Source organism: Shewanella sp. 1311 (genome assembly GCF_059338235.1).
Genome location: NZ_CM181686.1, coordinates 2,573,913 through 2,598,507, shown reverse-complemented (window position 1 = coordinate 2,598,507; position 24,595 = coordinate 2,573,913). Strand labels below are relative to the sequence as shown.

21 protein-coding genes are annotated in these 24,595 nt (G+C 46.4%); 10 read left to right on the top strand and 11 right to left on the bottom strand.

Annotation, left to right across the window (positions count from 1 at the left end; all coding sequences use genetic code 11):
- Position 1 precedes the first annotated feature (1 nt).
- The 3 genes from AC5YB3_RS11710 to AC5YB3_RS11700 are packed head-to-tail and all read left to right on the top strand — an operon-like array spanning position 2 to position 1,943.
- Entirely contained in the window at positions 2 to 1,228 is a 1,227-nt protein-coding gene (locus AC5YB3_RS11710) for a sulfite oxidase (RefSeq protein WP_494527160.1), read from the top strand.
- Positions 1,228 to 1,611: a cytochrome C gene (locus tag AC5YB3_RS11705; protein ID WP_494527159.1), complete on the top strand. Its 384-nt coding sequence runs from the start codon at positions 1,228 to 1,230 to the stop codon at positions 1,609 to 1,611. The genes AC5YB3_RS11710 and AC5YB3_RS11705 overlap by 1 nt, the downstream gene beginning before the upstream one ends.
- Positions 1,608 to 1,943: a c-type cytochrome gene (locus AC5YB3_RS11700; RefSeq protein WP_494527158.1), complete on the top strand. Its 336-nt coding sequence runs from the start codon at positions 1,608 to 1,610 to the stop codon at positions 1,941 to 1,943. Before AC5YB3_RS11705 ends, AC5YB3_RS11700 begins: the two co-directional genes overlap by 4 nt.
- Positions 1,944 to 2,033: 90 nt before the next feature.
- Here AC5YB3_RS11700 and AC5YB3_RS11695 read toward each other — a convergent pair whose 3' ends face one another.
- Positions 2,034 to 2,954: a 5-oxoprolinase subunit C family protein gene (locus tag AC5YB3_RS11695; protein WP_259564060.1), complete on the bottom strand. Its 921-nt coding sequence runs from the start codon at positions 2,952 to 2,954 to the stop codon at positions 2,034 to 2,036.
- A 333-nt stretch (positions 2,955 to 3,287) separates the two neighbouring features.
- On the opposite strand from AC5YB3_RS11695, the gene AC5YB3_RS11690 reads away from it, so the two are divergent.
- Positions 3,288 to 4,328: an HDOD domain-containing protein gene (locus AC5YB3_RS11690; protein WP_494527157.1), complete on the top strand. Its 1,041-nt coding sequence runs from the start codon at positions 3,288 to 3,290 to the stop codon at positions 4,326 to 4,328.
- 87 nt (positions 4,329 to 4,415) lie between these two features.
- Here the strand turns inward: AC5YB3_RS11690 and glyS are convergent, their stop codons facing one another.
- Both glyS and glyQ read right to left on the bottom strand, forming a co-directional pair.
- On the bottom strand, positions 4,416 to 6,485 hold the full coding sequence (gene glyS / locus AC5YB3_RS11685; protein ID WP_494527156.1) for a glycine--tRNA ligase subunit beta: 2,070 nt from the start codon (positions 6,483 to 6,485) through the stop codon (positions 4,416 to 4,418).
- Between the two features lie 10 nt (positions 6,486 to 6,495).
- Entirely contained in the window at positions 6,496 to 7,401 is a 906-nt protein-coding gene (gene glyQ / locus AC5YB3_RS11680; protein ID WP_006083814.1) for a glycine--tRNA ligase subunit alpha, read from the bottom strand.
- Between the two features lie 117 nt (positions 7,402 to 7,518).
- Between glyQ and AC5YB3_RS11675 the strand changes: the two genes are divergently transcribed.
- The gene (locus AC5YB3_RS11675; protein WP_006083813.1) at positions 7,519 to 8,121 is read left to right on the top strand and encodes a DNA-3-methyladenine glycosylase I; all 603 of its coding nucleotides are present in this window, start codon (positions 7,519 to 7,521) and stop codon (positions 8,119 to 8,121) included.
- 201 nt (positions 8,122 to 8,322) lie between these two features.
- Here the strand turns inward: AC5YB3_RS11675 and AC5YB3_RS11670 are convergent, their stop codons facing one another.
- The 6 genes from AC5YB3_RS11670 to fadB all read right to left on the bottom strand — a co-directional run bounded on the left by AC5YB3_RS11670 (position 8,323) and on the right by fadB (position 17,429).
- Positions 8,323 to 11,511: an amidohydrolase family protein gene (locus tag AC5YB3_RS11670; RefSeq protein WP_494527155.1), complete on the bottom strand. Its 3,189-nt coding sequence runs from the start codon at positions 11,509 to 11,511 to the stop codon at positions 8,323 to 8,325.
- A 264-nt stretch (positions 11,512 to 11,775) separates the two neighbouring features.
- Entirely contained in the window at positions 11,776 to 12,222 is a 447-nt protein-coding gene (locus AC5YB3_RS11665; RefSeq protein WP_311891274.1) for an MOSC domain-containing protein, read from the bottom strand.
- 47 nt (positions 12,223 to 12,269) lie between these two features.
- Positions 12,270 to 12,515: a sulfurtransferase TusA gene (tusA, locus tag AC5YB3_RS11660; protein WP_259512326.1), complete on the bottom strand. Its 246-nt coding sequence runs from the start codon at positions 12,513 to 12,515 to the stop codon at positions 12,270 to 12,272.
- A gap of 170 nt (positions 12,516 to 12,685) precedes the next feature.
- Positions 12,686 to 13,849 carry a diguanylate cyclase domain-containing protein gene (locus AC5YB3_RS11655; protein ID WP_006083809.1) on the bottom strand — a complete coding sequence of 388 codons (1,164 nt, stop codon included), beginning with the start codon at positions 13,847 to 13,849 and terminating at the stop codon, positions 12,686 to 12,688.
- 243 nt (positions 13,850 to 14,092) lie between these two features.
- On the bottom strand, positions 14,093 to 15,256 hold the full coding sequence (gene fadA, locus AC5YB3_RS11650; RefSeq protein ID WP_006083808.1) for an acetyl-CoA C-acyltransferase FadA: 1,164 nt from the start codon (positions 15,254 to 15,256) through the stop codon (positions 14,093 to 14,095).
- A 22-nt stretch (positions 15,257 to 15,278) separates the two neighbouring features.
- The gene (gene fadB, locus AC5YB3_RS11645) at positions 15,279 to 17,429 is read right to left on the bottom strand and encodes a fatty acid oxidation complex subunit alpha FadB (protein ID WP_494527154.1); all 2,151 of its coding nucleotides are present in this window, start codon (positions 17,427 to 17,429) and stop codon (positions 15,279 to 15,281) included.
- A gap of 490 nt (positions 17,430 to 17,919) precedes the next feature.
- Here fadB and pepQ point away from each other — a divergent pair, with 490 nt between their 5' ends.
- The 4 genes from pepQ to hemG (AC5YB3_RS11625) all read left to right on the top strand — a co-directional run bounded on the left by pepQ (position 17,920) and on the right by hemG (AC5YB3_RS11625) (position 21,946).
- Positions 17,920 to 19,242: a Xaa-Pro dipeptidase gene (pepQ, locus tag AC5YB3_RS11640; protein WP_494527153.1), complete on the top strand. Its 1,323-nt coding sequence runs from the start codon at positions 17,920 to 17,922 to the stop codon at positions 19,240 to 19,242.
- Positions 19,243 to 19,269: 27 nt separating this feature from the next.
- Positions 19,270 to 19,884 carry a YigZ family protein gene (locus AC5YB3_RS11635; protein WP_006083805.1) on the top strand — a complete coding sequence of 205 codons (615 nt, stop codon included), beginning with the start codon at positions 19,270 to 19,272 and terminating at the stop codon, positions 19,882 to 19,884.
- A gap of 77 nt (positions 19,885 to 19,961) precedes the next feature.
- Positions 19,962 to 21,419 carry a TrkH family potassium uptake protein gene (locus AC5YB3_RS11630; RefSeq protein ID WP_006083804.1) on the top strand — a complete coding sequence of 486 codons (1,458 nt, stop codon included), beginning with the start codon at positions 19,962 to 19,964 and terminating at the stop codon, positions 21,417 to 21,419.
- A 2-nt stretch (positions 21,420 to 21,421) separates the two neighbouring features.
- Positions 21,422 to 21,946, top strand: coding sequence for a menaquinone-dependent protoporphyrinogen IX dehydrogenase (hemG, locus tag AC5YB3_RS11625; protein ID WP_115335900.1), 525 nt, complete (start codon positions 21,422 to 21,424; stop codon positions 21,944 to 21,946).
- A gap of 63 nt (positions 21,947 to 22,009) precedes the next feature.
- On the opposite strand, the gene AC5YB3_RS11620 is transcribed toward hemG (AC5YB3_RS11625), so the two are convergent.
- A complete protein-coding gene (locus tag AC5YB3_RS11620; RefSeq protein ID WP_006083802.1) occupies positions 22,010 to 22,318 on the bottom strand; it encodes an ArsR/SmtB family transcription factor in 309 nt (102 codons plus the stop codon).
- 200 nt (positions 22,319 to 22,518) lie between these two features.
- Between AC5YB3_RS11620 and hemG (AC5YB3_RS11615) the strand changes: the two genes are divergently transcribed.
- Positions 22,519 to 23,070: a menaquinone-dependent protoporphyrinogen IX dehydrogenase gene (gene hemG / locus AC5YB3_RS11615; RefSeq protein ID WP_006083801.1), complete on the top strand. Its 552-nt coding sequence runs from the start codon at positions 22,519 to 22,521 to the stop codon at positions 23,068 to 23,070.
- Between the two features lie 70 nt (positions 23,071 to 23,140).
- Here hemG (AC5YB3_RS11615) and AC5YB3_RS11610 read toward each other — a convergent pair whose 3' ends face one another.
- A complete protein-coding gene (locus AC5YB3_RS11610) occupies positions 23,141 to 24,583 on the bottom strand; it encodes a TrkH family potassium uptake protein (RefSeq protein ID WP_006084792.1) in 1,443 nt (480 codons plus the stop codon).
- Positions 24,584 to 24,595: the final 12 nt, after the last annotated feature.

The following is a 24,595-nucleotide window of genomic DNA, read 5'->3' as shown; positions in this document are numbered from 1 at the left end:
CATGGATCTTAATCGTCGGATTTTTATTAAAGGAGCGGTAGCGACGTCTGTGTTATCAGCTTTACCCGTTAAGTGGGTATTTGCCGATCTGCTTCCCGCAGCCGTCACTCCTCTGGATATATCAGCATTAACTTGGACTAAGGCAGAGGAGTTGCCGAGTTATTTCAAAGTATTAAACACTCATCCACTGAATGCGTTTCCACCGGAGCATAAACTTGCTCCTGCTGTGACGCCAGCAGATGCCTCATTTATCCGTTGGAATGGCATAGTGCCTGATTTTAAGGCGCTTGATGCTAAGACTTGGACTTTTAAAGTGGATGGCGAGTCCGTTGCTACCCCGAAAACCTACACAATCGATGAGCTCAAGCGCCGCTTTAAGCATTATACATTACAGTTACTGATTGAATGTGGTGGCAATAGCCGTTCAGGCTTCTTTCCTAGCACTAAAGGCAATCAATGGAATAATGCTGGGGTATTTTGCTCCGAGTGGACGGGTGTGTTAGTGAGTGACGTGCTTAAGGATTGCGGTATTAAAGCCGATGCTGTTTACACGGGTCATCACGGTGTTGATCGGCATTTGAGTGGTAAAGGTGAGGCGATTTCACGCGGTGTGCCAATAAAGGCGGCGCTCGAAGAGCTTGGACTCATTGCATGGTCGATGAACGGTGAGGACATTCCTTATCTACATGGATATCCCTTACGTATTGTGTTTGGTGGCCGGCCGGGATCCGTTTCGCAAAAAGCGGCGACGGGGATCAGTGTGCGCAATAAAGTGCATGATGGACATAAAATGGAAGCGCCAGCGTATCAACTCCCTAAGTATCCGATAGCGCCAGGTGAGTCCGTTGACAATAAAGACTACCGAATCATTGAAGAAATGATAGTGAAGTCCTTGATTACCGAGCCTCAATCCGGAACCGAATTAGCTGTGGGTCAGAAGATAGCCATCGCAGGCCATGCTTGGGCGGGATTGCGGGAAGTCGTTAAAGTGGAAGTGAGTTATGACTATGGAACCCGCTGGTTTACCGCTGAGTTAGAAAAACCTAAAAACGTAGCCGCATGGCAGCAGTGGAAGATTGAATTGCAATTACCGTCGCAGGGATATTATGAAATCTGGGCAAAAGCGACAGATAATCAAGGTGATAGTCAGCCAGTAGTACAGCCACAATGGAATCCTAAGGGATATATGTTTAATGGTTGCCATCGTATTGCCGTTAGGGTGGTGTAATGAGAGTGCTGAACAAGCTATTTATTTTTCTTGGGCTAGTGGCATCCAGTATTTCGCTAGCCGCTGAGTATCCAGTGGACCCTAAATCGGGTTTGATCATGGCTCCTGGCTGGGAGTTAGTGAATTATCAGTGTAATGCTTGCCATACCAGCATGATAGTCGTGCAAAATCATGGCGATAAAGCCTTTTGGAAAGAGACTCTGCAGTGGATGGTAGACACTCAAGGCCTGTGGGACTTGTCGGATACTTGGGAGCCGACCTTGAGTTATCTAAGCACTTATTATGGTCAAGCTGAAATGGATATGGCGCTTTTTAGGCGTCTTCCCTTAGAACCTAGCCTGCCGCCTTCGCTCGTTAATTCTGTCTCTAAGGAAACTAAATGAAAGCTCTTATCTTAAGCTTTATTGCGCTATGTGGCTTATCCGCAGAGGTCTTTGGAGCGGTTTATCAAGCAGATAGTGAACGTGGTCTGGCGTTGGCTACGGCTCAGTGTGAGTCGTGTCATGGTAATGCAGTGATCGCTATGGCCAAGCAATTCCCAAACTTGAAGGGACAGAAAATCGCTTATCTCAATAAACAGCTCGTCGATTTTAAAGTAGGTTTACGACTCGATCCTTTGATGCAAGCACAGGCCAGCGCGTTAAGCTCTGAGCAATTGCAAGATGTGGCACTATTTTATAGCCAGCAAGTTACACCGAACCTAAGTGCGGATTAGCATTATTGTGGGGACTATTTGAATGAAGTCGAATGTGGCTTGCTAGGAATGCGGGATGATGTTTCTTGGCCGCGATGATGAAGCGGCCTGTTAACCTAGACTGCGTTGTAAGCGATAGAAGTAGTCATGCCATTCTGCTTGCGCCGTTGCGGCTTGTTCATCGTCGACTAATTCGAATTTAACTGTTTGCCCTGGGCGAGTTTGGGCAAGCTTCCAAAGATCGGCTTCAATAATCACGGCTATTTGAGGATGACTGCTGGTGGTCTGCGCATCGGCAAGTAACACGAGTGGTTGCCCTGAAGCGGAGACTTGAACCACTCCGGGCGTGACTGTGTGTGATTGCACAGGGAATGGTTTTGCCAATGTTAACGTATCACCTTTGAGTATTGCACTCGCACGATCACTTTCAGCTGAAAGTTGCCACTGTGTTTGCCAGAATGTTTGCTGAGATTTCAACGAGAAGGCTTGAGTGTGCTTGGTCGCGAGTGCGCGAATATGCCCATCCCAACTTTTTTGAATTGCGCCAACTTGCCTTCTTAGTGGATGAGCTGAACCTAAGGTCAGGCGATCGCCCGCTTCTAATGCGCGGCCATGAAATCCACCGATACCTGAGGATAAATCGGTAGCGGCAGAATTCATCACTAGCGGTACTTTAACGCCGCCATCAACGGCAATATAAGCACGCATGCCTTTATTTCCCCCTCTAAGACTGAGTTTTTGCCCTGCCTTAATGGAGTAACGCCAGCCGCAAACTATGGGCTTATTGTCTATACGAGCATCGAAATCGGCACCGGTTAAGGCAATCCAAGCGTCGCGTTTAAACAAAAAAATCGATTGGCCGAAGGTCAATTCTAATACGGGTGTGTTATCTGGGTTTGATAATAGGCGGTTTGCTAAACACAGGGCAGGTCTATCTAAGGCGCCAGCTTGGGTTACACCTAAATGTCGGTATCCCATGCGTCCGAGATCTTGAACTGTGGTTAGTGCACCCGCTTTTATTACCTCGATCATCAAATATTCCGTCGTTAGCTGGCGAGTATGTCGTGAATGACTTAAAGGGAGACGAAATACGTATCACTTTATGAATGGTGGACATATTGTCAGCTAAATGATGCAAGAATGTAAGTTTTTTGAGGTTTCAAGTTGTAACCAAGATTGTCTTTATAAAGGCAGCAATAGCGGGATTGTAGACGTCAGAAATGAATTGAATATGTTACACTTAAGCAAGCCATTAGCATGTCTGCAACGTGTTTATATATAGCTTTAGCGGATCAAAATGGATTTATTATGGGCAATATTTAACAGACTTTTTAACAATTATTTATAATGACAGGTTGATGCTTCTTGATTAAATCACTTTTTAATAAGCTCTTTAATATTCGCGATACAGCGACGGTTGAGAGGCCCAAAAGTTTTTCAACCACTGACTTAGGTAAGTCGCTTGAACCTGCGCGAAAGCCAGCTAAACCTCTCGAAGACATTAGTGTGGTATCTGTGGATTTAGCCGCACTCTTTTATAGTTTGTTGTTTCCAACACGGGTTAAGGACACTGGCGGTGTAGCTAATAATCTTGAACGTCGAGTCATGGCGGAGATAGAGCAGGCATTGGCATCGCCACAAGTGATCGCCGAAAAAGTGCTAAAGCTACCGTCAAAGGTATTGGAGCTAGATCGTAAGCTGGCCGATCCTCAGTTTGATATAAAGGATCTATTAGCGCTTATTGAGCGAGATCCTTTACTGAGTATTGAGGTACTTAAGCTATGTAACTCCCCTGCGTTTAAACGTAGCGATAAGGATATCACCAGTTTACAACAGGCTTTGGTACAGCTTGGTCGTGAACAGTTAAGAAAGTTTGTCACCACTTGTCTAGTGCGTGAAATGTTGGATATCAAGCCAATTTATTTTCGTCGTTTCGGCGCTGAAATTTGGCGCCACTCGATGCAGGTCGCCTTTCTCGCCAGTGAGTTAAGCGATGAAGATCAAGATACGGCTTTTTTATTGGGCTTATTGCATGATGTCGGCAAGCTGGCCATTTTCAAAATGCTCCTCGATGCGTTTGTGCAGGCGGAGCCGGGAGAGCAGCCTAATTCTGGGTTATTTAGACAAGTGATGACGACGAAATCGTTAACCTTAAGTTCATTGCTCGCTAAGCATTGGCGGCTACCCAATACCTTTGAAACAGAATTAGACAAGCTCGCAAGTGTGAACTCGCGCCCGCAAGCTGGGCTCGCCGCTGTGGTATGGCGGGCGAATGTGATCAGCGAGATTTCTATGCTGCATCAAGCAGGGCAATTGTCTCCTGAAATATTGGCGAATTTACTGCAGCAAGTTAACTTAGATCAAACTCAATTTGATGGCTTACATCAAAAACTGACGCAGTTCTGATTGGGCAGCTTATGAAATCAGGACAATAAAAAACGCGCTATTGAGCGCGTTTTTTATAAAGCGATAATTTTAAAAGCTTTAGTATCATTATTGCAGTAGTGATATATCCGCGACGTGCAGGAACTGCTCGCGTAGATTATTCAACAATGCTAAACGATTGTTTTTCAGCGCTTCATCATCTGCCATTACCATCACATCTTCGAAGAACTGATCCACGCTTTCACGTAGGCCAGCTAACAAGGTTAAGGCTTGTTGGTAATCGGCATTGGCAAACAATGGTGCCAGCAGTGGTTGTAGCTCGTTCAACTTGGCCGCTAATGCTTGTTCTGCGGCTTCAGTTAACAGACTCGCATTGATCGTTGTCGGTAAAGCACCTTCAACCTTAGCCAGAATGTTGGATACACGTTTGTTCGCTGCCGCAAGTGCACTAGAAGCTTCTAGGCTTCTAAAGTGTGATACCGCATTGATACGGCTATCAAAATCAGCTGGGCGTGTTGGGCGACGTGCTAGCACTGCTAAGATCACATCAACACCAATGCCTTTATCTTGATACCAAGCGCGGAAGCGTGCCATTAAGAACTCTAACACTTCATCGCTTGCATTGGCGTTGCTTAAGTTAGTGCCATGCAGTGCTTGTGCTTTAGCAATAAGAACAACTAAATCAAGTGGTAGCTTGTTTTCTACTATGATACGTAGTACGCCAATTGCTGCGCGGCGTAGGGCAAAGGGATCGGCTGCACCTTTAGGAGCTTGGCCAATACCAAAGATACCGACTAAAGTATCTAGCTTGTCTGCTAATGCAACTGCGCAAGATACACCTGCACTTGGCACAGTGTCACCAGAAAACTTAGGCTTGTATTGCTCTTCCATCGCAACTGCAACGGCTTCGGTTTCACCATCGAGGCGGGCGTAATGCATGCCCATAGTGCCTTGAGTGTCGGTAAATTCCATCACCATATTGGTCATCAAATCGGTTTTAGATAACAAACCTGCACGGGCTGCATCAACCGCATTCGCGCCAGTTTGCTCTGCAATAAAGGCGGCTAGGGCAGATATACGATTTACTTTGTCTTTTAATGTACCCAGCTGCTGTTGGAACAAGACTGTTTCTAAGCTAGGTAAACGTGATTCCAGCGTGTGTTTTTTATCGGTATTAAAGAAGAATTCGGCGTCGGCAAGACGTGGACGAACGACTTTCTCGTTACCAGAGATAATTTGCGCAGGATCTTTTGATTCTATGTTGGCCACAAAGATAAAGTTTGGCAGTAACTTGCCCGCGTCATCAAAGACTGGGAAATATTTCTGATCGCCCTTCATGGTGTAGACCAAAGCTTCTGACGGTACGGCTAGGAATTTTTCTTCGAAGCTGGCGGTCAATACCACTGGCCATTCAACCAAAGAGGCGACTTCTTCAAGTAGGCTATCTTCGATATCGGCTGTACCACCAATCTTAGCGGCGGCTTTTTCGGCATCGGCTTTGATCAATGCTTTACGGCTTTCGTAATCGGCGATGACTTTGCCTTTTTCTTTCAGGTCGGCAAGGTAGTGATCAGCATGGGCTAATTCAAACTGCTTGAGTCCCATAAAGCGGTGACCGCGAACAGTGCGTGCCGATTTGATACCCAGCAATTCCCCTTCAATCAACTCACTGCCTAACAACATAGTCGCGGTGTGCACAGGGCGAATAAATTGGGTTTTATTATTACCCCAACGCATTGGCTTAGGAATGGGCAATTTATCGAGTGCACGTTGAGCCATAGCAGCGATCAAACTTTTCGTTTCGACGCCTTCAACTTTAGCGTTATGGACTAACCATTCGCCTTTATCAGTGACTAAACGTTCGGCTTGTTCAACTGTAATACCATTACCACGTGCCCAACCTTCGGCGGCTTTAGTTGGCTTACCTTCAGCATCAAAGGCTGAGCTCACGGCAGGACCGCGTTTCTCAACCACTTTGTCGGCTTGTGCAAGCGCAAGTTCAGTGACGTTAATCGCCAGACGACGTGGCGCTGCGTACCAAACTGCTGAGCTAAATGCTAAATCGGCTTTGGTGAGTTCTTCGGTAAAGTTAGCTAAAAAGGATTCAGCCAGTTTACGCAGTGACTTAGGTGGTAACTCTTCTGTGCCTAACTCTATGAGTAAGTTTTCAAAATTCATGTTTTTACCTCTACTTACACATTGGGAAGCCAAGCGCTTCGCGTGCCTGATAATAAGATTCAGCGACCGCTTTCGCCATAGTACGAACGCGTAAGATGTAGCGTTGGCGCTCGGTCACTGAAATTGCATGGCGGGCATCGAGTAAGTTGAAGGCGTGCGAGGCTTTCATCACTTGCTCGTAAGCGGGCAGAGGTAAAGGTTTTTCCAGTGACAATAAATGCTGACACATTTTTTCGCACTGATCGAACAGGGTGAACATAAAGTCTACATCGGCGTGCTCGAAGTTATAGGTCGATTGCTCGACTTCGTTTTGATGGAACACATCGCCATAGGTGATGCGACCCAGTGGACCATCGGTCCAAACGAGATCATAAACGCTATCAACACCTTGGATATACATAGCCAGACGCTCTAGGCCATAGGTGATTTCACCTGTGACTGGGCTGCATTCGATGCCGCCAACCTGTTGGAAGTAAGTAAACTGAGTTACTTCCATACCATTAAGCCAGATTTCCCAGCCTAAGCCCCAAGCACCTAGTGTTGGTGATTCCCAGTTATCTTCAACAAAGCGGATATCGTGGATTTGAGTATCGATACCCAGCGCTTGCAGTGAGCCTAAATACAGCTCTTGAATATTGTCAGGTGAAGGCTTCAACACGACTTGGAATTGGTAGTAGTGCTGCAGACGGTTAGGGTTTTCACCGTAACGACCGTCCGTAGGGCGGCGCGATGGCTGCACATAGGCACTGCTCATAGGTTCTGGCCCTAGAGAACGTAGGAAAGTTTGTGGGTGGAATGTTCCCGCGCCGACTTCCATATCTAGAGGTTGAACGATTGCACAGCCTTGCTGTGCCCAATATTCCTGCAGGGTGAGAATGAAACCCTGAAATGTTTTTACGTCGTGTTTTGTCGTCATGTCTACTTGTCTACTGCCGTCAGCCTGAATAGAAAATGGGTTCGATTATACCTTGTAGATATCTGCTTATGTAGGTTATTTTTTACCTTCTTAATTAAAACAATAAGGTTATATACCATGGAAGAGATCCGTTGTGGCTGGGTAAGTGATGATCCCTTGTATCGTGAGTATCATGACAAAGTGTGGGGGCGGCCGGTTTATGATCCTAAGGAGCTGTTTGCTAAGTTGTGTTTAGACGGTCAACAGGCCGGATTATCGTGGATTACGATCCTGAAGAAACAGCAAAACTATGAGCAGGCCTTTGCCAATTTTGAACCAGAAGTGATTGCTGGCTTTGATGAGGCGAAAGTGGAGGAACTTATGTTGAATCCCGGCATAGTGCGCAATCGCTTGAAGGTGAACTCTATCATCAAGAATGCCAAAGGATATTTGGCCTATACTGCCGATGGGAAGGATTTCTCTGCATTCTTATGGAGCTTTGTTGGGGGTAAGCCCATAGTGAATCAGTTTACTGCTATGTCGCAGGTTCCAGCACAAACGCCAGAATCTGAAGCCATGTCAAAAGCGTTAAAGAAGCTTGGATTTAATTTCGTCGGCCCAACAATTTGTTATGCCTTTATGCAGGCGGTGGGTATGGTGAATGACCACCTTGTAGAGTGTATTTCCTACCAGGCCTGTGTTGATTCCTGTGCCGGTCAGCATAACTGCGAACATCAGTAATCGCTCATCTTGCTGATGTGATGTAGGACAGTACTCATAGCAATATTTGAGTTCTTGTCCATATGCACAATAAACAATGCACAAAATGTAAAAAAGCATGTTCCACGTGGAACATGCTTTTATCTTTATTGGTGATATCTGGTTAATCCAAATAATTAAAACAGGAAAGCGAATCTCCCATTCTAGCCTTGATGATAGAGTTTAGATTTTCTCAAAGAAAAATGGCTTACGTTTTTTCTTATCCCCATTAAGCTCATTCATCGTCTCAGCATCAAAAAGCTTACCGTTGACCATGGTATAAGTGACTTTATCTGTAACGCGAATATCGGCTAATGGATCACCATCAATAACGATTAAGTCTGCGAGCTTACCTTCTTTAATCGAGCCTAGCTGTTGTTCCATACCAAAGGTTGTCGCAGGATTAATGGTGGCCGTTTTCAATACTTCCATATTGCTCATGCCGCCTTGGGCGAACATCCACATTTCCCAATGTGCCGCTAAACCTTCACGCTGACCGTGGGCGCCAATATTAGGGTGGACCCCTAACTTATTGAGCTCGTTAGCCACTTTAGCAACATTGAAATGATTGTAGTGGCCATCTGGAGCATGCGGGCGTCGCATTGATCTCGCCTGTAATATATCGGCGGGGACATACATGGACAAGCGTGGATGTGCCCATACATCAGTTTTGTCGTACCAGTAGTTTTCGCCTGAAATACCACCATAGGCGACCACTAAGGTTGGAGTGTAACCGACTTTAGTTTGGCTCCAGAATTGTTTGATGTCGTTATAAATCGCCGCAACTGGCAGAGAGTGCTCAACCGTTGTATGGCCATCGGCGACCATAGTGAGATTGTGTTGCAGCAAACTGCCACCCTCAGGCACGACCATCATTTCGAGTTCACGTGCGGCAGCGATGACTTGCTGCCTCTGGTTACGTCGCGGTTGGTTGTAGCTTTTTACGCTAAACGCCCCGACTTTTTTCAGACGTTCAAGATGAAACTTGGCATCATCGAGGGAGTCTATGTGCGATGTGTAGCCAGGCGCATTGGCACCATACAATATGGTACCAGTAGAGAAAATACGTGGGCCAACTATGTGTCCTGCTTTTTGCTGTTCAGAAGCGGCAAAAATTTCTGTCGTGTCATTCGAGGGATCGTGAATCGTGGTGACACCCAAGGAAAGGCCAGAATACAGCGCCCAGTTCTGTTGTGGCACAATTTCATCATCTGCTTGCGGTCCATGGGCGTGGGCATCGAATAGCCCTGGCATGATCGATTTTCCTTTGATGTCGATGATCTGTGCATCTTTTGGAATCGCGATATTGGCATCACCTACGGCCACAATACGATTGTCTTTGACTATGACCACGCCATTATTGATGACTTGGTCATTTTCCATTGTAATTACTTTGCCACCGATGAAGGCGATTGTTCCACGTGGAACATCTGCCTTTTCGGTAAAGCCTAAATTGATAATACTTGGTTGAGCCTTTTCATCTTTATTGAGATATTGAGTATCAACCTTGGCTTGATAAAGTTCGGGGCCAAGCGTCCAATACAGTTGGTTGCTTTTACTGTTCCAACTGATACTTTCACCCGCACGGACACTCAATTGGCTTACGGGTAGATTGTTGGCATTGGGTCCAATCTCTACAGTTTCGCCGTGTTTAGCAAATGGAGTCACCCAAACCTTAAAGCGTTCGGCGAAGGCGAGTTGCTCACCATCGGGTGAAACCCTAAACTCAGTCGCATGCTTACTGCTGTAATGAACTCGCTTATCGAAGCCATCTAAGTTGATAGATGATAACTGTGGCGTTTCATCTTCGCTGCTATTCATAAAAAAGACGCGATCGGCATTGGCACCGAATTGAGCTTGGTAGCCATCGGCACTGATTTTCTTATTTTGTTTGCCTTTGATATCGACTTTATATAGTCCAGGCTCCTGCGACCAAGTTCTTGGTGTGAGGTTACCACCTTGGGTTTTACGATACACCACAAGTTCACCATCGGGTGAAAAGGTGGGTTCTACGTACTTTCCTGGCTCAGATGTTAGCTGCTTAGGTTTGCCACCTTTGGCACTAATGACTTGCACTGTTCCTTGTTCTTGGTCATTCCAAGTGGTGAAAACAATATTTTTGCCATCGCGTGACCATTGGGGATACAGTTCTTCAATCCCATTATTGAGTTCAGTTAAGCGCGACATTTTTCCATCGGGTAATGATTTTAACCAAATCTTACCCAGCGCTTCGAAGGCCACTTTACTGCCATCGGGAGAGACCTGCGCCATACGTAGCATTTTGACATCGAAAACATCTTTATCTATATCTTGCTTAAAGCGCACTGAGGGTTGTACTGCTAACTCAGTTTTTACGCTAAAGGGGATATCTGTGAGTGTTTTGCTGGCAACATTCAGGCGGTTAATCTTTCCCTTCGCCCAGAAGAAAATATCCTTGTTATCTTGAGTCCATGCCATTGTCGGATAGACACCATGAATCGCCCAAGTCTCTTGCATATCACGGCCTAGTTCGCCAAACAGTTTAGTGGTTTCACCAGACTTGAGGTCGAGCAGGTAGAGTGACGAATTAAAATCATCGCGCTTTATATAGGCGAGCTTAGTGCCATCAGGACTCGGGGTTGGTCGAATTGCGCCACCGGTACCTTCAATCAAAATTTCAATGTCACCGGTTTGGGTATCATAACGTTTGATTTTGTAGATACCGTTAACTGAGTCCTTTGAATAGTGGAATGTTTTGCCTGGCGTATCATCTTGGCTAAAGTAGATATAACGGCCATCGGGCGAGTACGCGGGTTCGCCTAAATCTTTCTGATCATTTGGGCGTTCAGTTAGTTTGACGCCTTCGCCGCCCGCTACGTGGTATAGCCACACTTCACCCGCACCTAAACTGCGGCTGGCGGTAAAATGCTTACGTGCAACAAGATACTGAGAGTCAGGGCTCCAAGCGGGACTGTTTAGCAGCCTGAATGTTTCTTGGGTGACAGTTCGTGGATTGCTGCCATCGGCATCCATGATCCAAATGTTGTCGCCGCCATCGGCATCTGAGGTAAATGCTATGTGTTTGCCATCTGGGCTATAGACGGGCTGCATCTGCCAAGCAATACCTTGGGCTAATGGCTTAGCTTCACCGCCTGATACTGGGATTTGATAAATGTCGCCGAGTAAGTCGAAGACAATATGCTTGCCATCTGGACTAACACTAAGGTTCATCCAAGTGCCTTCATTCACATCAATTTTGACTTGCTCTAAGGGCGCATTTGCTGGAGCGTTAACATTCCATTCGGCCTCCTTAGTTTCTACTGCGTTAACGGCGAGGGTATTCATCCCTAGAGCGAGGGCGATATAAAGCGGGGTCAGTTTAGATTTCAACATGTCACTTCCTGTTATCGTTCTTATGGACTGCTTGAGTGGTATTAATTTTAAGATGAACTTTTGTTAATACTCAGTCTAGTTATCGCATAAATAGGAAAGAAGGAAAACGTAAATACTGTTTCAATTGATGACCGAGGGAAGGGAAAAGTAACGGCGATATGGATAAGAAAGCGGGCATAGCAGAAATAGAACCAAGTCACTTGGTTCTATTTACTGAGGAGTATGGATATTTTGCTAAGAGTGGCTGAATAGCTGGGAATAAAATTAGCTTGGAATAACCAGAGTGATCTCATCGCCTAAGTGGATCATGGCATCATTCAATACTCGGCAGGTTACACCACCTCGCCAATCTGGCGTGAGCGCGGCCTCTAAACCGACATGTGCTATTTCCATTTTTTTACAGGGGTCGGTCTCACCCGTTATTTCAAGTCGCAACTCGCCGATCTGTAAATGTTTACCAACATCGGCACTGCTAAATACGAGATCATCAACCAGAAGATTTGCTCTGCGAGTCGTCCAAGGTAAATCTGCCTCGATACTATGGCAGGCCTGTTGCCACTGAATTTTAGAAAGCACAGTGACTTGGCGTTTGCCTGGGCGACCAAACACATCTTTCTCTACGCCACTGAGTTGGGTGACATTGGCACAGAGAACTTCATTCATTGGGCCGCGTTTTACAGTTTTATAGGCAATCGCCAGCAGTTTTGGCATAGTTTCTCACATCCTTTGTTCATGATTAAGTCGTTAACGAATACGACTTAAAGTCCTTTTTTGATCAAATATTGATATGGCGTTTGTGTGGTTTCACTGGCAATTAAGGTGTGATCCATAAATTCACAAAAGCTTGGAATATCGCGCGTCGTAGCAGGATCATCGGCAATGATCAGCAGTGTCTCGCCGGTAGCCATTTGTCTTACGGTTTTACGCACCATCATTACAGGCTCTGGGCAGCGTAAACCAAGAGCATCGAGTCTATGCTGCGCGGTTGAGAAAGCGTCGTTCATATTACCTCTACTGAACGGTTAAGCAGAATTAGCTAATGTTACTCTAGCCCCCATGATAAACCAAGTTGGCGGTTTCAATTTGTGATCTGGTTTTATTGATGTGTTCTATCAATACGAATGTTAGCTATTGAATGTTCCACGTGGAACATGATGACGAATGGGTTTAAAAATTACTCGACGGCTTTATCAACGCTTTGAGATTGAGAGATTGAATGGACATCTGCGGTACTATTCTCAGGTGCTAAATCATTTGCTGCCGCCATAGTTTGTTGCTGCTGTTTGGATGCACGTTTGTAGCTATACATTCGCTGATCGGCTTTATGAATTAAGCTATTGGCTTCTTCATATTCGTAGGGTCCAGTATCAATAATGCCAAAGCTTAAGGAAATATTGTTTAAACTGAGTTTTATTTTTTGATTGAATCGAGTGATGAAATTATCCCGAGCTTGTTCTTCACGGCAGTTAGGCATAATGATACAGAACTCATCTCCACCATATCTAAAGCAATGGTCCTCGGCCCGAGTGATTTCTTTAATCGCTTTTGCTACAGCGCGCAGTACTTCATCCCCAGATCTATGGCCTTGGGTGTCGTTGAATGACTTAAAATCATCTACGTCTAAGTAGATCACGCTGACGGGTTCTGCACGCCTTTGGGCGGCCCTGAGTATGCGCGTTGCCGTTTCTTGTAAATGCCTAACGTTAAGCAGGCCTGTTAAGGGATCGGTTTGCGACAGTTCTTCTAACTGCTGTGTCCGCTCTTTGACTTTGCTTTCCATGCTTTGGGCATATTTTTCGGCTTTATCCTTAGCGTTCTCAATCTCGGATACTAAGCTGCGAATATAAGTATCAAATACCAGCGTGACATCAAACAGCACCAGTTTATCAATCGCGACACGGATACATTCGCCTTGATGTGTATCTTGCACTGAACAGTTGATCACGGCGTAGATAAGCTCTTTTAGCGTGTGTACCGCAGACAGGTAAAGCTTAGGCTCAACACCAATGCGTTTATGGACCAACCCAATCCGCAGGCGATTGTTTACGTACTCAAGATCATAAACACCATTAAATAAATCGAGCACATATCTTCTCTGTGCGGTACGTAAGCGGGCAAGGGTGTCTGAGTCTCCGATCAGCAGCGCAATTTCTGAAACGCTGGTTTGTAAGCCATAAAAGTCATCGACGATTTTATCTATGTTTTCTTCAATGATGGGCTTAAAGGATTGCAGGGCCTTTACGTCCGCCCCAGTAAAAGAGAAGAGCGCCTTACGAGACTCGATCTCCAGCTCAGTGATCCGCATTTGTTCGAAAAGGGTCTGTTCCGTTTGTAGCATCAGGCATTCCTCTTGTAAAACAACGAATTGCATCCTTGCACTACACTGTCTAGATTTGGCTGATGATTGCTTGCCTGTTGTCGTCCACAATAGCCAGTGATGCCCTTGTAGTTAAGTTGATAACGGACTGATTTTCAAATGAACAGCAGAAGAAATGAGAAATATTAATATTTACGCTGGCAGAAAATTTGGCATAAAAAAGCCGGAACAAGTTCCGGCTTTGACCATTATTCGAGTAACGAATTAAACGCGTTCAAACACGGTTGCGATACCTTGGCCTAAACCAATACACATGGTCGCTAACCCTAAGGTCGCGTCTTTGTCTTCCATTAAGTTGATCAGCGTCGTAGAGATACGAGCGCCTGAACAACCCAGTGGGTGACCTAGTGCAATTGCGCCGCCGTTGAGGTTGATTTTGTCATCAACCACATCTGCTAAACCTAAATCTTTCACACAAGGTAAAGACTGAGCAGCAAACGCTTCGTTAAGTTCAATCACATCTAAATCGGCAACGGTAATACCGGCACGAGCCAGTGCTTTTTGCGTGGCTGGCACTGGGCCGTAACCCATAATAGCCGCGTCACAACCTGCAACCGCCATTGAGCGAATGCGTGCACGAATTGGCAAGCCAAGTGCGCGCGCTTTAGATTCTTCCATGATCAACATGGCTGAGGCGCCATCAGACAGTGCAGAAGAAGTACCAGCAGTCACAGTACCGTTTACTGGATCAAATACGGGACGCAGTGCAGCCAAAGATTCCATGGTAGTTTCTGGGCGGATCACTTCGTCTTGCAGGACTTTAATTAAGGCGCCGTTAGCATCGTGACCTTCAATGCCATAGATTTCTTTGGCAAAGCGGCCTTCAACCGTCGCAGCATAAGCGCGTTGGTGTGAACGTACCGCAAAAGCATCTTGCTGTTCACGGGTAATGCCGTGCAGTTTACCCAGCATTTCAGCCGTTAAACCCATCATGCCAGAGGCTTTTGCCACGTTGTTAGCAAGACCAGGGTGGAAGTCGACACCATGGCTCATTGGCACGTGGCCCATGTGTTCTACGCCACCAATAATAAAGGTGTCGCCCATGCCAGTCATAATCGCACGTGCAGCTTGATGGATAGCATCCATTGATGAACCACATAGGCGGTTAACCGTCACAGCGCCAGCGGTCTTTGGAATGCCCGCTAATAGCGAAGCGTTACGGGCGATGTTGAAGCCTTGCTCTAGGGTTTGTTGCACACAACCCCAAATCACGTCTTCAATCAGGTTTGGGTCGAGTTGTGGGTTACGCAGCAACAGACCTTTCATTAGTTCGGCAGACAGAGTTTCTGCACGCACATTACGAAATACGCCAGCCTTTGAGCGGCCCATCGGAGTACGGATGCAGTCTACGATAACAGCTTGTTTCATGATTAAATTCCTTTCCCGCTAATTAGGCTTGGTAGTAGCTACCGTTATTGGCTGCTAATGTGCGCATCGCATCTGTGACTTGATACAGACCGCCCAAGTGAGCGTATTTGTCTGCTAAGGCTACAAAATTTGCGACACCCATGGTATCCAAGTAACGGAATACGCCGCCTCTGAATGGCGGGAAACCTAAGCCATAAACTAGGCCCATATCCGCTTCGGCAGGCGATGCGACAATACCTTCTTCTAAACAGCGCACGGTTTCGATGATCATAGGGATCATAGTACGAGCAATAATGTCATCGGCTTCGAATGCTTTTAACTCGCCAAAGGCATCTTTCAATAGGCTGTAGCTCGTTGGATCGACATCTTTCTTCGGCTTGCCACGGCTATCGACTGAATAGACATAGAAACCTTTACCATTTTTCTGGCCAAGACGTTTGTTCTCAAACATCACATCAATCGCGTCAGTACCAGATTTACCCATGCGATCAGGGAAACCTTCAGCCATAACAGCTTGGGCGTGGTGACCTGTGTCTAAACCGACTACGTCGAGCAGGTAAGCTGGACCCATTGGCCAACCGAATTGTTTTTCCATCACTTTATCGATTGCGGCAAAGTCGCCACCTTCGGCAAGTAAGCCGTTAAAGCCTGCAAAGTAAGGGAAGAGTACGCGGTTAACGAAGAAGCCTGGGCAATCATTAACAACGATTGGGGTCTTGCCCATTTTGCTGGCATAAGCCACAACAGAGGCGATGGTTTCTTCGGAGCTGTGCTCGCCACGGATAACTTCGACCAACGGCATTTTGTGCACAGGGTTAAAGAAATGCATACCGCAGAAACGCTCAGGTTTCTTCATGCTCTTAGCGAGCAAGTTGATTGAAATGGTTGAAGTGTTTGAGGCGATAATTGCATCTTCACTCACATAGCCTTCAACTTCGGCTAAAACCTGTGCTTTGATTTTTGGATGTTCAACAACGGCTTCAACGACAACATCACTGTGTTTAATCGCGGCATAATCTAACGAAGGCGTGATGTTGTTCAGCACTTTGGCCATTTTTTCTGGCGTTGAACGGCCACGGGCGACTTGGGCAGACAGCAGTTTAGCGGCTTCATTGAGGCCTAAATCTAATGCTGGCTGGGCAATGTCTTTCATGACAATCGGTGTGCCTTTGCTGGCGCTTTGGTAAGCGATGCCGCCGCCCATAATGCCTGCACCTAATACGGCCGCGTTGTTGACTTCTTTTGCTGACTTGCCGGCTTTCTTCGCTTTACCTTTAACAAATTGATCATTAAGGAAAATACCGATAAGTGCCTTAGCTACGTCAGTTTTAGCCAGCTTGATAAAGGCTTGATGTTCGATTTGTAATGCTTCAGCACGACCCTTAGTCGATGCTTGCTCAATCACGCTTACAGCAGCCATTGGTGCAGGGTAGTGTTTACCCGCAACCGCAAACACCATGCCTTTGGCTGTGGTGAATGACATCATAGCTTCAAGTTTTGGCAGTGTTAGCGCAGACAGTTTACGGTTACGACGCGCTTGCCAATCCAGCTTTTCAGCTACAGCATCTTTCAGCATTTGAATCGCAGCAGCTTCTAACGCTTGTGGTGCAACCACGGCATCAACAGCGCCGACTTTCAGTGCATCTTCAGCGCGTTGGTCTTTACCTGTGGTGATCCACTCAAGTGCGTTATCTGCACCAATCACACGTGGCAGGCGAACTGTGCCGCCAAAACCTGGGATGATGCCGAGTTTAGTTTCAGGTAAACCGATTTTGGCTGTGGTGTCTGCGATACGGAAATCGGTTGCCAGAATGGTTTCACAGCCGCCACCTAAGGCAAAGCCTTTGATTGCTGATGCAGTAGGGAAAGGCAAGTCTTCGAGTTTGTTGAAGACTGCGTTGGCTTGTTCAACCCAAGAGAGCAATACGGCGTCATCTTGTGCGAACAGGCCTAAAAATTCGGTAATGTCTGCGCCCACAATAAAGGTATCTTTACTTGAGGTCAGCACTAACGCTTTGATATTGGAATCTTGCTTGATGCTGTCTAATGCCGCATCGAGCGAGGCGAGGGTTTCTCTGTCGAATTTGTTCACCGAACCGGGTGCGTTAAAGCACAGCTTGGCAATATTATCCTCGAGTAACTCAACCTGAATTGTAGGACTTTGGTAGATCATTGCTTGCTTCCTTTTGGCTTAAAAGTGATACCCACCATTATGTGTTGGTGCTAGTACGACTCTCTATCTCACAGCAGCTTCGGCCATCATTTGACCAGTTGTGTGCCAGTGTGCTTCGAAATTCGATAAATTACAACACCCAATTTAAACGACTGTTTAATTTCTTGTCGGCTAGAGTGATTTTTCACCTTTGTGATACACTGCACAGAGTGTAGAACACCTAGAATGCGTTAAATCACTTTGCGGATAAATAGGTCTTTGTGGCTGTTTACCTTAGACGTTTAAACGCTGCAGCCATGCTAGGGTTGAACATAACTCTTAAAGATAATCATGATGTTATCGCTTTAATGTTCTTTGTTCCGCGGCCATGTATTTTAGATTGAGTGACAGTTTAGTGTTTTGATTGAATCTGTTGTTCATGATCAGATTAAGAATATGTGAGCAAATTCGGCTCATATTATTAACTTTTATTCATTGCAGGAGATGACAAATGGATCAGTTGGCTCATCACTATCGTGCCCATATTGCCGAGTTAAACCGTCGAGTCGCAGAGATTTTGTCTCGAGAAGCCTTGTCTGGTTTAGTGATCCATTCGGGTCAGCCGCATCGGATGTTTTTGGATGATATCAATTATCCCTTTAAGGCAAACCCGCACTTCAAGGCATGGTTGCCAGTGCTAGATAATCCGAATTGCTGGTTAGTGGTTAACGGCCGTGATAAGCCGCAGCTGATTTTTTATCGTCCTGTGGATTTTTGGCACAAAGTGTCTGATGTGCCTGATATGTTTTGGACTGAGTATTTCGATATTAAGCTGCTGACCAAGGCTGATAAGGTCGCTGAGTTTTTACCGACAGATATCGCCAATTGGGCCTATTTAGGTGAGCATTTAGATGTGGCCGAAGTGCTGGGTTTTACCAGTCGTAATCCCGATGCTGTGATGAGTTATTTGCATTACCACAGAACCACTAAAACCGAATATGAGCTGGAATGCATGCGCCGCGCGAATCAAATTGCGGTGCAGGGACATTTGGCGGCTAAAAATGCCTTTTATAATGGTGCGAGCGAGTTCGAAATCCAGCAGCACTATTTATCCGCCGTAGGCCAGAGCGAGAATGAAGTGCCCTATGGCAATATCATCGCCCTTAACCAAAATGCGGCGATTTTGCATTACACCGCACTTGAACACCAAAGCCCTGCGAAACGTTTGTCATTTCTTATCGATGCCGGCGCGAGTTACTTTGGCTATGCCTCTGATATCACCAGAACCTATGCATTCGAGAAGAATCGTTTCGATGAATTGATCACTGCGATGAACAAGGCACAGCTAGAGCTTATCGATATGATGCGTCCGGGTGTGCGTTATCCCGATTTACACTTGGCCACCCATACAAAAGTCGCGCAAATGCTATTGGATTTTGATTTAGCCACAGGTGATGTCCAAGGTTTGGTCGATCAAGGCATAACCAGTGCTTTCTTCCCACATGGCTTAGGCCACATGTTAGGCCTACAAGTACATGATGTTGGTGGCTTCTCCCACGATGAACGCGGTACTCATATCGCGGCGCCAGAGGCCCATCCATTCCTACGTTGCACCCGCATTTTAGCGCCAAACCAAGTGCTGACCATGGAACCTGGGTTATACATTATCGATACTCTGCTCAATGAGCTTAAACAAGATAGTCGTGGCCAACAGATCAACTGGCAAACGGTTGATGAGTTAAGACCTTTTGGCGGTATTCGTATCGAAGATAACGTCATTGTGCATCAAGATAGAAACGAGAACATGACCCGTGAACTCGGTTTGACCGATTGATCATAGGGTAAAGATTAGGGCGGATGTGTGCTCGAAAGTTATAGCGTTCCCTGTGCAGATATCGTGATTGAAGAAGAGATAAAGCATAGTCGCTTTATCTCTTTTCTGTTTCATTGCGATAGCTTTGAAAAATTTAAGTTAGTACTCACTGACATAAAGCGTGACTATCCCGGCGCAAGCCATTATTGCTCTGCTTTTGTGGCTGGCGCACCGGATGATAGCGTCTTGATTGGTTCGAGTGATGACGGTGAGCCAGCAGGTAGCGCTGGTCGCCCTATGTTAGCTGTGTTGCAAGGGGCGAATATCGGCGAAGTGGGTGCTGTTGTGGTGCGTTATTATGGTGGCACTAAGCTAGGCGTAGGTGGACTGGTTCGGGCTTATACGTCGGGCTTACGGCAAGGTTTGGTTCAATTGCCGACGCGACTTAAACAGTTACGTTATCCCGCCAAGTTGCATTGTGATTATGCGCAGCTGCGCGATGTTGAGCATCTATTACAACAAGTCGATGCCGTGATTATCGATAAGCAATTTGCCGAAGCGGTCGATATTGTGTTTGAGATTGGCAGGCAGCAACAGGCATTACTGTGTGAGTCGCTGGCGACGCTCAGTCAGGGAAGTTTGAGGCCTGAGTTTGAGCTGTGATGCCTGCGTAAATTATGCCAAAATAGCCCAAATGCTGAAAATACCTTTGCAGCCAATGGAATGATTGAACTCGCTTAATGCAATATAAAACCATAATACGAATCATAGGCCTGCTGATTGGTTTATTTTCAATCACTATGCTGCCACCAGCACTGATCGCTGTTTGGTATAACGATGGCGGCGGCACGGCGTTTATGCAGGCATTTTTTGTCAGCCTATTTATTGGTTTCTGGCTCTGGTATCCCAATCGCCACTGTAAAGAAGAATTGCGTACCCGAGAGGGTTTCTTGATTGTGGTCCTGTTCTGGACCGTACTGGGTTCTATCGGTGCTTTACCGTTTATCTTCTCGAGTCAACCCGACCTCAGCTGGACCGATAGCTTCTTCGAATCTTTCTCTGCGTTAACCACCACCGGAGCCACAGTGATTGTCGGGCTCGACTTCTTACCTAAAGCCATTCTGTTTTATCGCCATATGCTGCAATGGCTCGGCGGTATGGGGATTATTGTGCTCGCCGTGGCGATTTTACCTGTGCTTGGCGTCGGGGGAATGCAGCTCTATCGCGCTGAAATACCGGGGCCAGTGAAAGACAGTAAGATGACCCCGCGGATCGCCGAAACCGCTAAGGCACTGTGGTATATCTATTTATTGTTAACTATTTCCTGTGCTACCGCCTATTGGCTGGCGGGCATGAGTGTGTTCGATGCGGTTTGCCATTCATTTTCAACTATCGCTATTGGCGGTTTTTCGACCCACGATGCTAGCATGGGGTATTTCGATAGTTCAGTGATTAACCTTATTTGTGTATTCTTTTTAATCGTTTCTGCGGTTAACTTTAGCGTGCATTTTGCGGCATTTTCGCGGCGAGGAATTAACGTTAGAGTGTATTTTAAAGATGCCGAATTTAAGATGCTGGTGGCGATTCAACTCATTCTTACCGCGATTTGTTTCCTCACGCTTTATCATTCGGGCATTTATGATTCGCCGGAAGAAACCTTAGACCATGCCTTATTTCAGGCGGTTTCCGTGGCCACTACCGCAGGGTTTGGTACTGAAAGCTTCCACATGTGGCCGTTGTTTTTACCGATCTTATTGATATTTTCGAGCTTTATCGGTGGCTGTGGTGGCTCAACGGCGGGCGGGATAAAAGTGATTCGGGTTATTTTGCTGCTGTTACAGGGCTCGCGCGAATTAAAGCGGCTGGTTCATCCTAAGGCGATGTTCTCTATCCGTATCGGTTCTAAAGCCTTGCCCGATCGCGTTGTCGATGCCGTGTGGGGATTCTTCTCTGCCTATGCGCTGGTGTTTGTGATCTGTATGCTTGCACTCATGGCGATGGGATTAGATGATATTACTGCCTTTAGTGCCACCGCAGCTTGCTTAAACAACCTAGGCCCAGGCTTAGGCGCGGTAGCCAGTAACTACGCCAGTATTGGCGATGGCGCCAAATGGGTATTGGTCGCGGCTATGCTGTTTGGTCGCCTCGAAGTATTTACCTTACTGATTTTGTTTACGCCAACTTTTTGGAAGAATTAATCATGCAGACGTTAATAATCTATTCGACGATTGATGGCCAAACATTGGCAATTTGCCAAAAAATGAAGACGATTGCTGAGCAGGCGGGAGAGCAGGTTTCGCTGGTCACATTAGAGCAGGCTGAAGCGTTGAGCTTAGCTGATTTTGATAAAGTGCTGATCGGCGCCAGTATTCGTTATGGTAAGCATAGACCTGAACTTTACCAGTTTGTGAACCGCCACCATGCGGTGCTCGATACTAAGATTAATGGCTTTTTTACCGTTAATGTCGTGGCGCGCAAACCCTTAAAGAATACGCCTGAAACCAATCCTTATATGCAAAAGTTTCTGCAGCTTTCACTGTGGCAGCCACAGTTGCTTGAAGTGTTTGCGGGCAAGATTGATTATCCTAAATACGGTTTCTTCGATCGCACTATGATACGTTTCATTATGTGGATGACTAAAGGGCCAACCGATATCACAGGCACCTTTGAGTTTACCGATTGGGAAAAAGTCGACGCCTTCGGTAACCGCTTTAGCCAGCACTAAAAACCATTAAGCCCTAATCACTTGCAAGCGATTAGGGCTTAAATTTAAGCTAGCTTTACCGTGTTACACTGCGCAGTAGCGGCTATGCAGAATCGAAATCACTTGGGTGACTTGTTCGTTCTTGAGCTTGTAGTAAACAATTTGCGAGCTCTTACGGGTATCCACCAGATCTTCAGCGCGTAATACGGCTAAATGCTGGGATAGTGCCGACTGGCTTAATGGCACAGTGGCATTGAGTTCAGTTACGCTCAACTCTTTGTCTAGTAATAGGCATAAAATCATTAGGCGATAAGGGTTCGCTATGGCCTTAAGCCATTTAGCCGCACTTTCCGCATTAGTTACCATTGCAGCTACATCTATGTCATTTTGCATAAGGTCACTCACTTCATCGCTTTTGATTAGATAATTCTAATTGAACACCTGTGTTTACGCAATCATACTGCTCAGCCATGCAGATCTCAATTTTTGCATCTCAGAATATGAGATACGGCTGATTTGTGATCCTATCAGAGGTTTATTTAACGTAATCTTGCCACAATGGTGACATTAACTCAGTGGATCGGTAATTCCCTATGACACGCGTTCTCGTACTTTATTTTACCCGTGGTGGCCACACGGCCAAGATTGCCAATGCAATTGCCGACCAATTAACCTTTCGTGGCGCTAAGGTCGACCTTGTCGATATCAACAGTGCTGCCGCGACTTGTATCAATTGGCCCGATTACGAGGTCGTCGCCTTAGGTGCCTGCGTACTCTATGGCACCTATGATAAGAGTGTGTTCAAGTTTATCGAGCAGCATGCAGAGGCTTTGGGTGCATTGCCAAACAGTTTCTTCTGCGTCAACGTGGTGGCGAGAAATCCAGAAAAACGTATTCCTGAGAATAATAAATATCTGCAAAAGTTCATCGCCTTATCGCCGTGGACGCCAGCCGATCTTAAAATTATTGCGGGGAAAGTGGATTATCCTTCATGGCCTTGGTACGACAGGTGGATGATCCAGTTGATTATGAAGATGACCAAAGGCCCAACCGATCCTAAGTCGGTTATCGACTACACCGACTGGGCAGATGTGAAGGTCTATGCCGATCATCTGCTTGAACTCGTCGACGTTACCGCTATTTAGGACGGGTCAGGCTTAATAAAAAAGGCGCTTAACAAGTTAAGCGCCTTTTTAGTATCCGAGCTCTACTGAATTAATACTTCCAGAAACTCGGGTGGAATAACACTGCTACGGTTAGAATTTCTAAACGACCGAGTAACATGCCGAGTGACAACGCCCATTTCGCCACGTCGGGCAGGGTTGAGAAGTTACCCGCAGGGCCAATAATCGGCCCTAAGCCAGGACCTACGTTCGTGACCGCCGTGATAGCGCCCGTGAAACTGGTCATAGGATCGAGCCCTGTGAGCACTAAAATTACCGACAAGCCTACAATCACCATTACAAACAACAGCACGAAAGTGATCAGCGAGCGCACGATATCTTCACTGATGATGCGATTGTTGTAGCGTTCCCTAAAGATTCCGTTTGGATGACATTGTTGTTTCAATTGCTCACGCATAATGGCGCCAGCAATTTGAAAGCGGAAGATTTTAATCCCGCCTGAAGTTGAGCCAGAGCAGCTACCGACAAACATTAAGAACATAAAGGCGATGTTGGCAAAGGCGCCCCAAGCACCGTAATCCGTTAAGCCATAACCTGTAGTGGTCACCACAGAAACCACGTTAAAGCTGGATAAACGCAGCGCATCGAGGAGTTCAATGTCGCGGGTTTGCCACAGCCAAAAGCCAATAGAACAAGACACGAAGGTCAGGAAAAACAAGAAGCCTTTGACCTGAGCATCGTTCCAAATGCGCAGATCCCTTTGCTGTATGGTGTGCACAAACATAAGTAGCGGTAAGCCACCCGCCGCCATAAAGAACACGCCAACCCAGTGAGCCGAGTGCGAAAATGCGGCCATTGAGCTATCAGATGTTGAGTAGCCGCCGGTTGATAGGGTGGTCATGGCATGGTTGATGGCTTGAAACCACGTCATTCCCGCCAGATGATAAGCAACGCAGCAGGCAACAGTTAGCAAAATATAAATAAAGAATAAGTACTTAGCCATGCTCTGGGTACGTGGTACGGCTTTATCGCTCCAATCCGAAGATTCAGTGCGGAACAGCCGCATACCACCGACGTTCAAGAAGGGCAGAATGGCCACCGCCATCACAATAAAGCCAATCCCGCCAAGCCACTGCAATAAAGAGCGCCAGATTAAAATGCTGTGATCCATGGTATCCAACCCCGAGAGCACAGTAGAACCTGTGGTCGTGATGCCGGACATAGTCTCAAAGAAGGCGTCGGTATAGCCAATCCCGTGATATAGGGTAAAGGGCATGGCGGCAAACAGGCTTACGATCAACCACGTTAGGCTGGTCAGCAGGAACATATCGCGGATATTGAGGTTAATAGTCTTGCTCTGGCCATTGTGTAAACACAAGCTGGCACTAATGCCTGTCACTAACGCCGACAGCATGAAAGAGCCCACGGTTTCCTCGGCATTGAACACGGCGAGGAGCAGTGGGATCAACATGAAGGCTGTCAGCATGGACAAAAACAGCCCTAAAATAAACAATAGTGGTCTAAAGTTCAGCATAAGTTGGCTTAC

Excerpts from the sequence above, each read along its gene's own strand:
- AC5YB3_RS11675 (WP_006083813.1), top strand. The coding sequence starts at position 7,519 with ATGGAAGAGATCCGTTGTGGCTGGGTAAGTGATGATCCCTTGTATCGT.
- AC5YB3_RS11610 (WP_006084792.1), bottom strand. The coding sequence starts at position 24,583 with ATGCTGAACTTTAGACCACTATTGTTTATTTTAGGGCTGTTTTTGTCC.
- AC5YB3_RS11655 (WP_006083809.1), bottom strand. The coding sequence starts at position 13,849 with ATGCTACAAACGGAACAGACCCTTTTCGAACAAATGCGGATCACTGAG.
- AC5YB3_RS11710 (WP_494527160.1), top strand. The coding sequence starts at position 2 with ATGGATCTTAATCGTCGGATTTTTATTAAAGGAGCGGTAGCGACGTCT.
- tusA (WP_259512326.1), bottom strand. The coding sequence starts at position 12,515 with ATGAACGACGCTTTCTCAACCGCGCAGCATAGACTCGATGCTCTTGGT.
- hemG (WP_115335900.1), top strand. The coding sequence starts at position 21,422 with ATGCAGACGTTAATAATCTATTCGACGATTGATGGCCAAACATTGGCA.
- AC5YB3_RS11620 (WP_006083802.1), bottom strand. The coding sequence starts at position 22,318 with ATGCAAAATGACATAGATGTAGCTGCAATGGTAACTAATGCGGAAAGT.
- pepQ (WP_494527153.1), top strand. The coding sequence starts at position 17,920 with ATGGATCAGTTGGCTCATCACTATCGTGCCCATATTGCCGAGTTAAAC.
- fadA (WP_006083808.1), bottom strand. The coding sequence starts at position 15,256 with ATGAAACAAGCTGTTATCGTAGACTGCATCCGTACTCCGATGGGCCGC.
- glyS (WP_494527156.1), bottom strand. The coding sequence starts at position 6,485 with ATGAATTTTGAAAACTTACTCATAGAGTTAGGCACAGAAGAGTTACCA.
- AC5YB3_RS11630 (WP_006083804.1), top strand. The coding sequence starts at position 19,962 with ATGCAATATAAAACCATAATACGAATCATAGGCCTGCTGATTGGTTTA.
- AC5YB3_RS11695 (WP_259564060.1), bottom strand. The coding sequence starts at position 2,954 with ATGATCGAGGTAATAAAAGCGGGTGCACTAACCACAGTTCAAGATCTC.
- AC5YB3_RS11705 (WP_494527159.1), top strand. The coding sequence starts at position 1,228 with ATGAGAGTGCTGAACAAGCTATTTATTTTTCTTGGGCTAGTGGCATCC.
- glyQ (WP_006083814.1), bottom strand. The coding sequence starts at position 7,401 with ATGACGACAAAACACGACGTAAAAACATTTCAGGGTTTCATTCTCACC.
- AC5YB3_RS11670 (WP_494527155.1), bottom strand. The coding sequence starts at position 11,511 with ATGTTGAAATCTAAACTGACCCCGCTTTATATCGCCCTCGCTCTAGGG.
- hemG (WP_006083801.1), top strand. The coding sequence starts at position 22,519 with ATGACACGCGTTCTCGTACTTTATTTTACCCGTGGTGGCCACACGGCC.
- AC5YB3_RS11665 (WP_311891274.1), bottom strand. The coding sequence starts at position 12,222 with ATGCCAAAACTGCTGGCGATTGCCTATAAAACTGTAAAACGCGGCCCA.
- AC5YB3_RS11700 (WP_494527158.1), top strand. The coding sequence starts at position 1,608 with ATGAAAGCTCTTATCTTAAGCTTTATTGCGCTATGTGGCTTATCCGCA.
- fadB (WP_494527154.1), bottom strand. The coding sequence starts at position 17,429 with ATGATCTACCAAAGTCCTACAATTCAGGTTGAGTTACTCGAGGATAAT.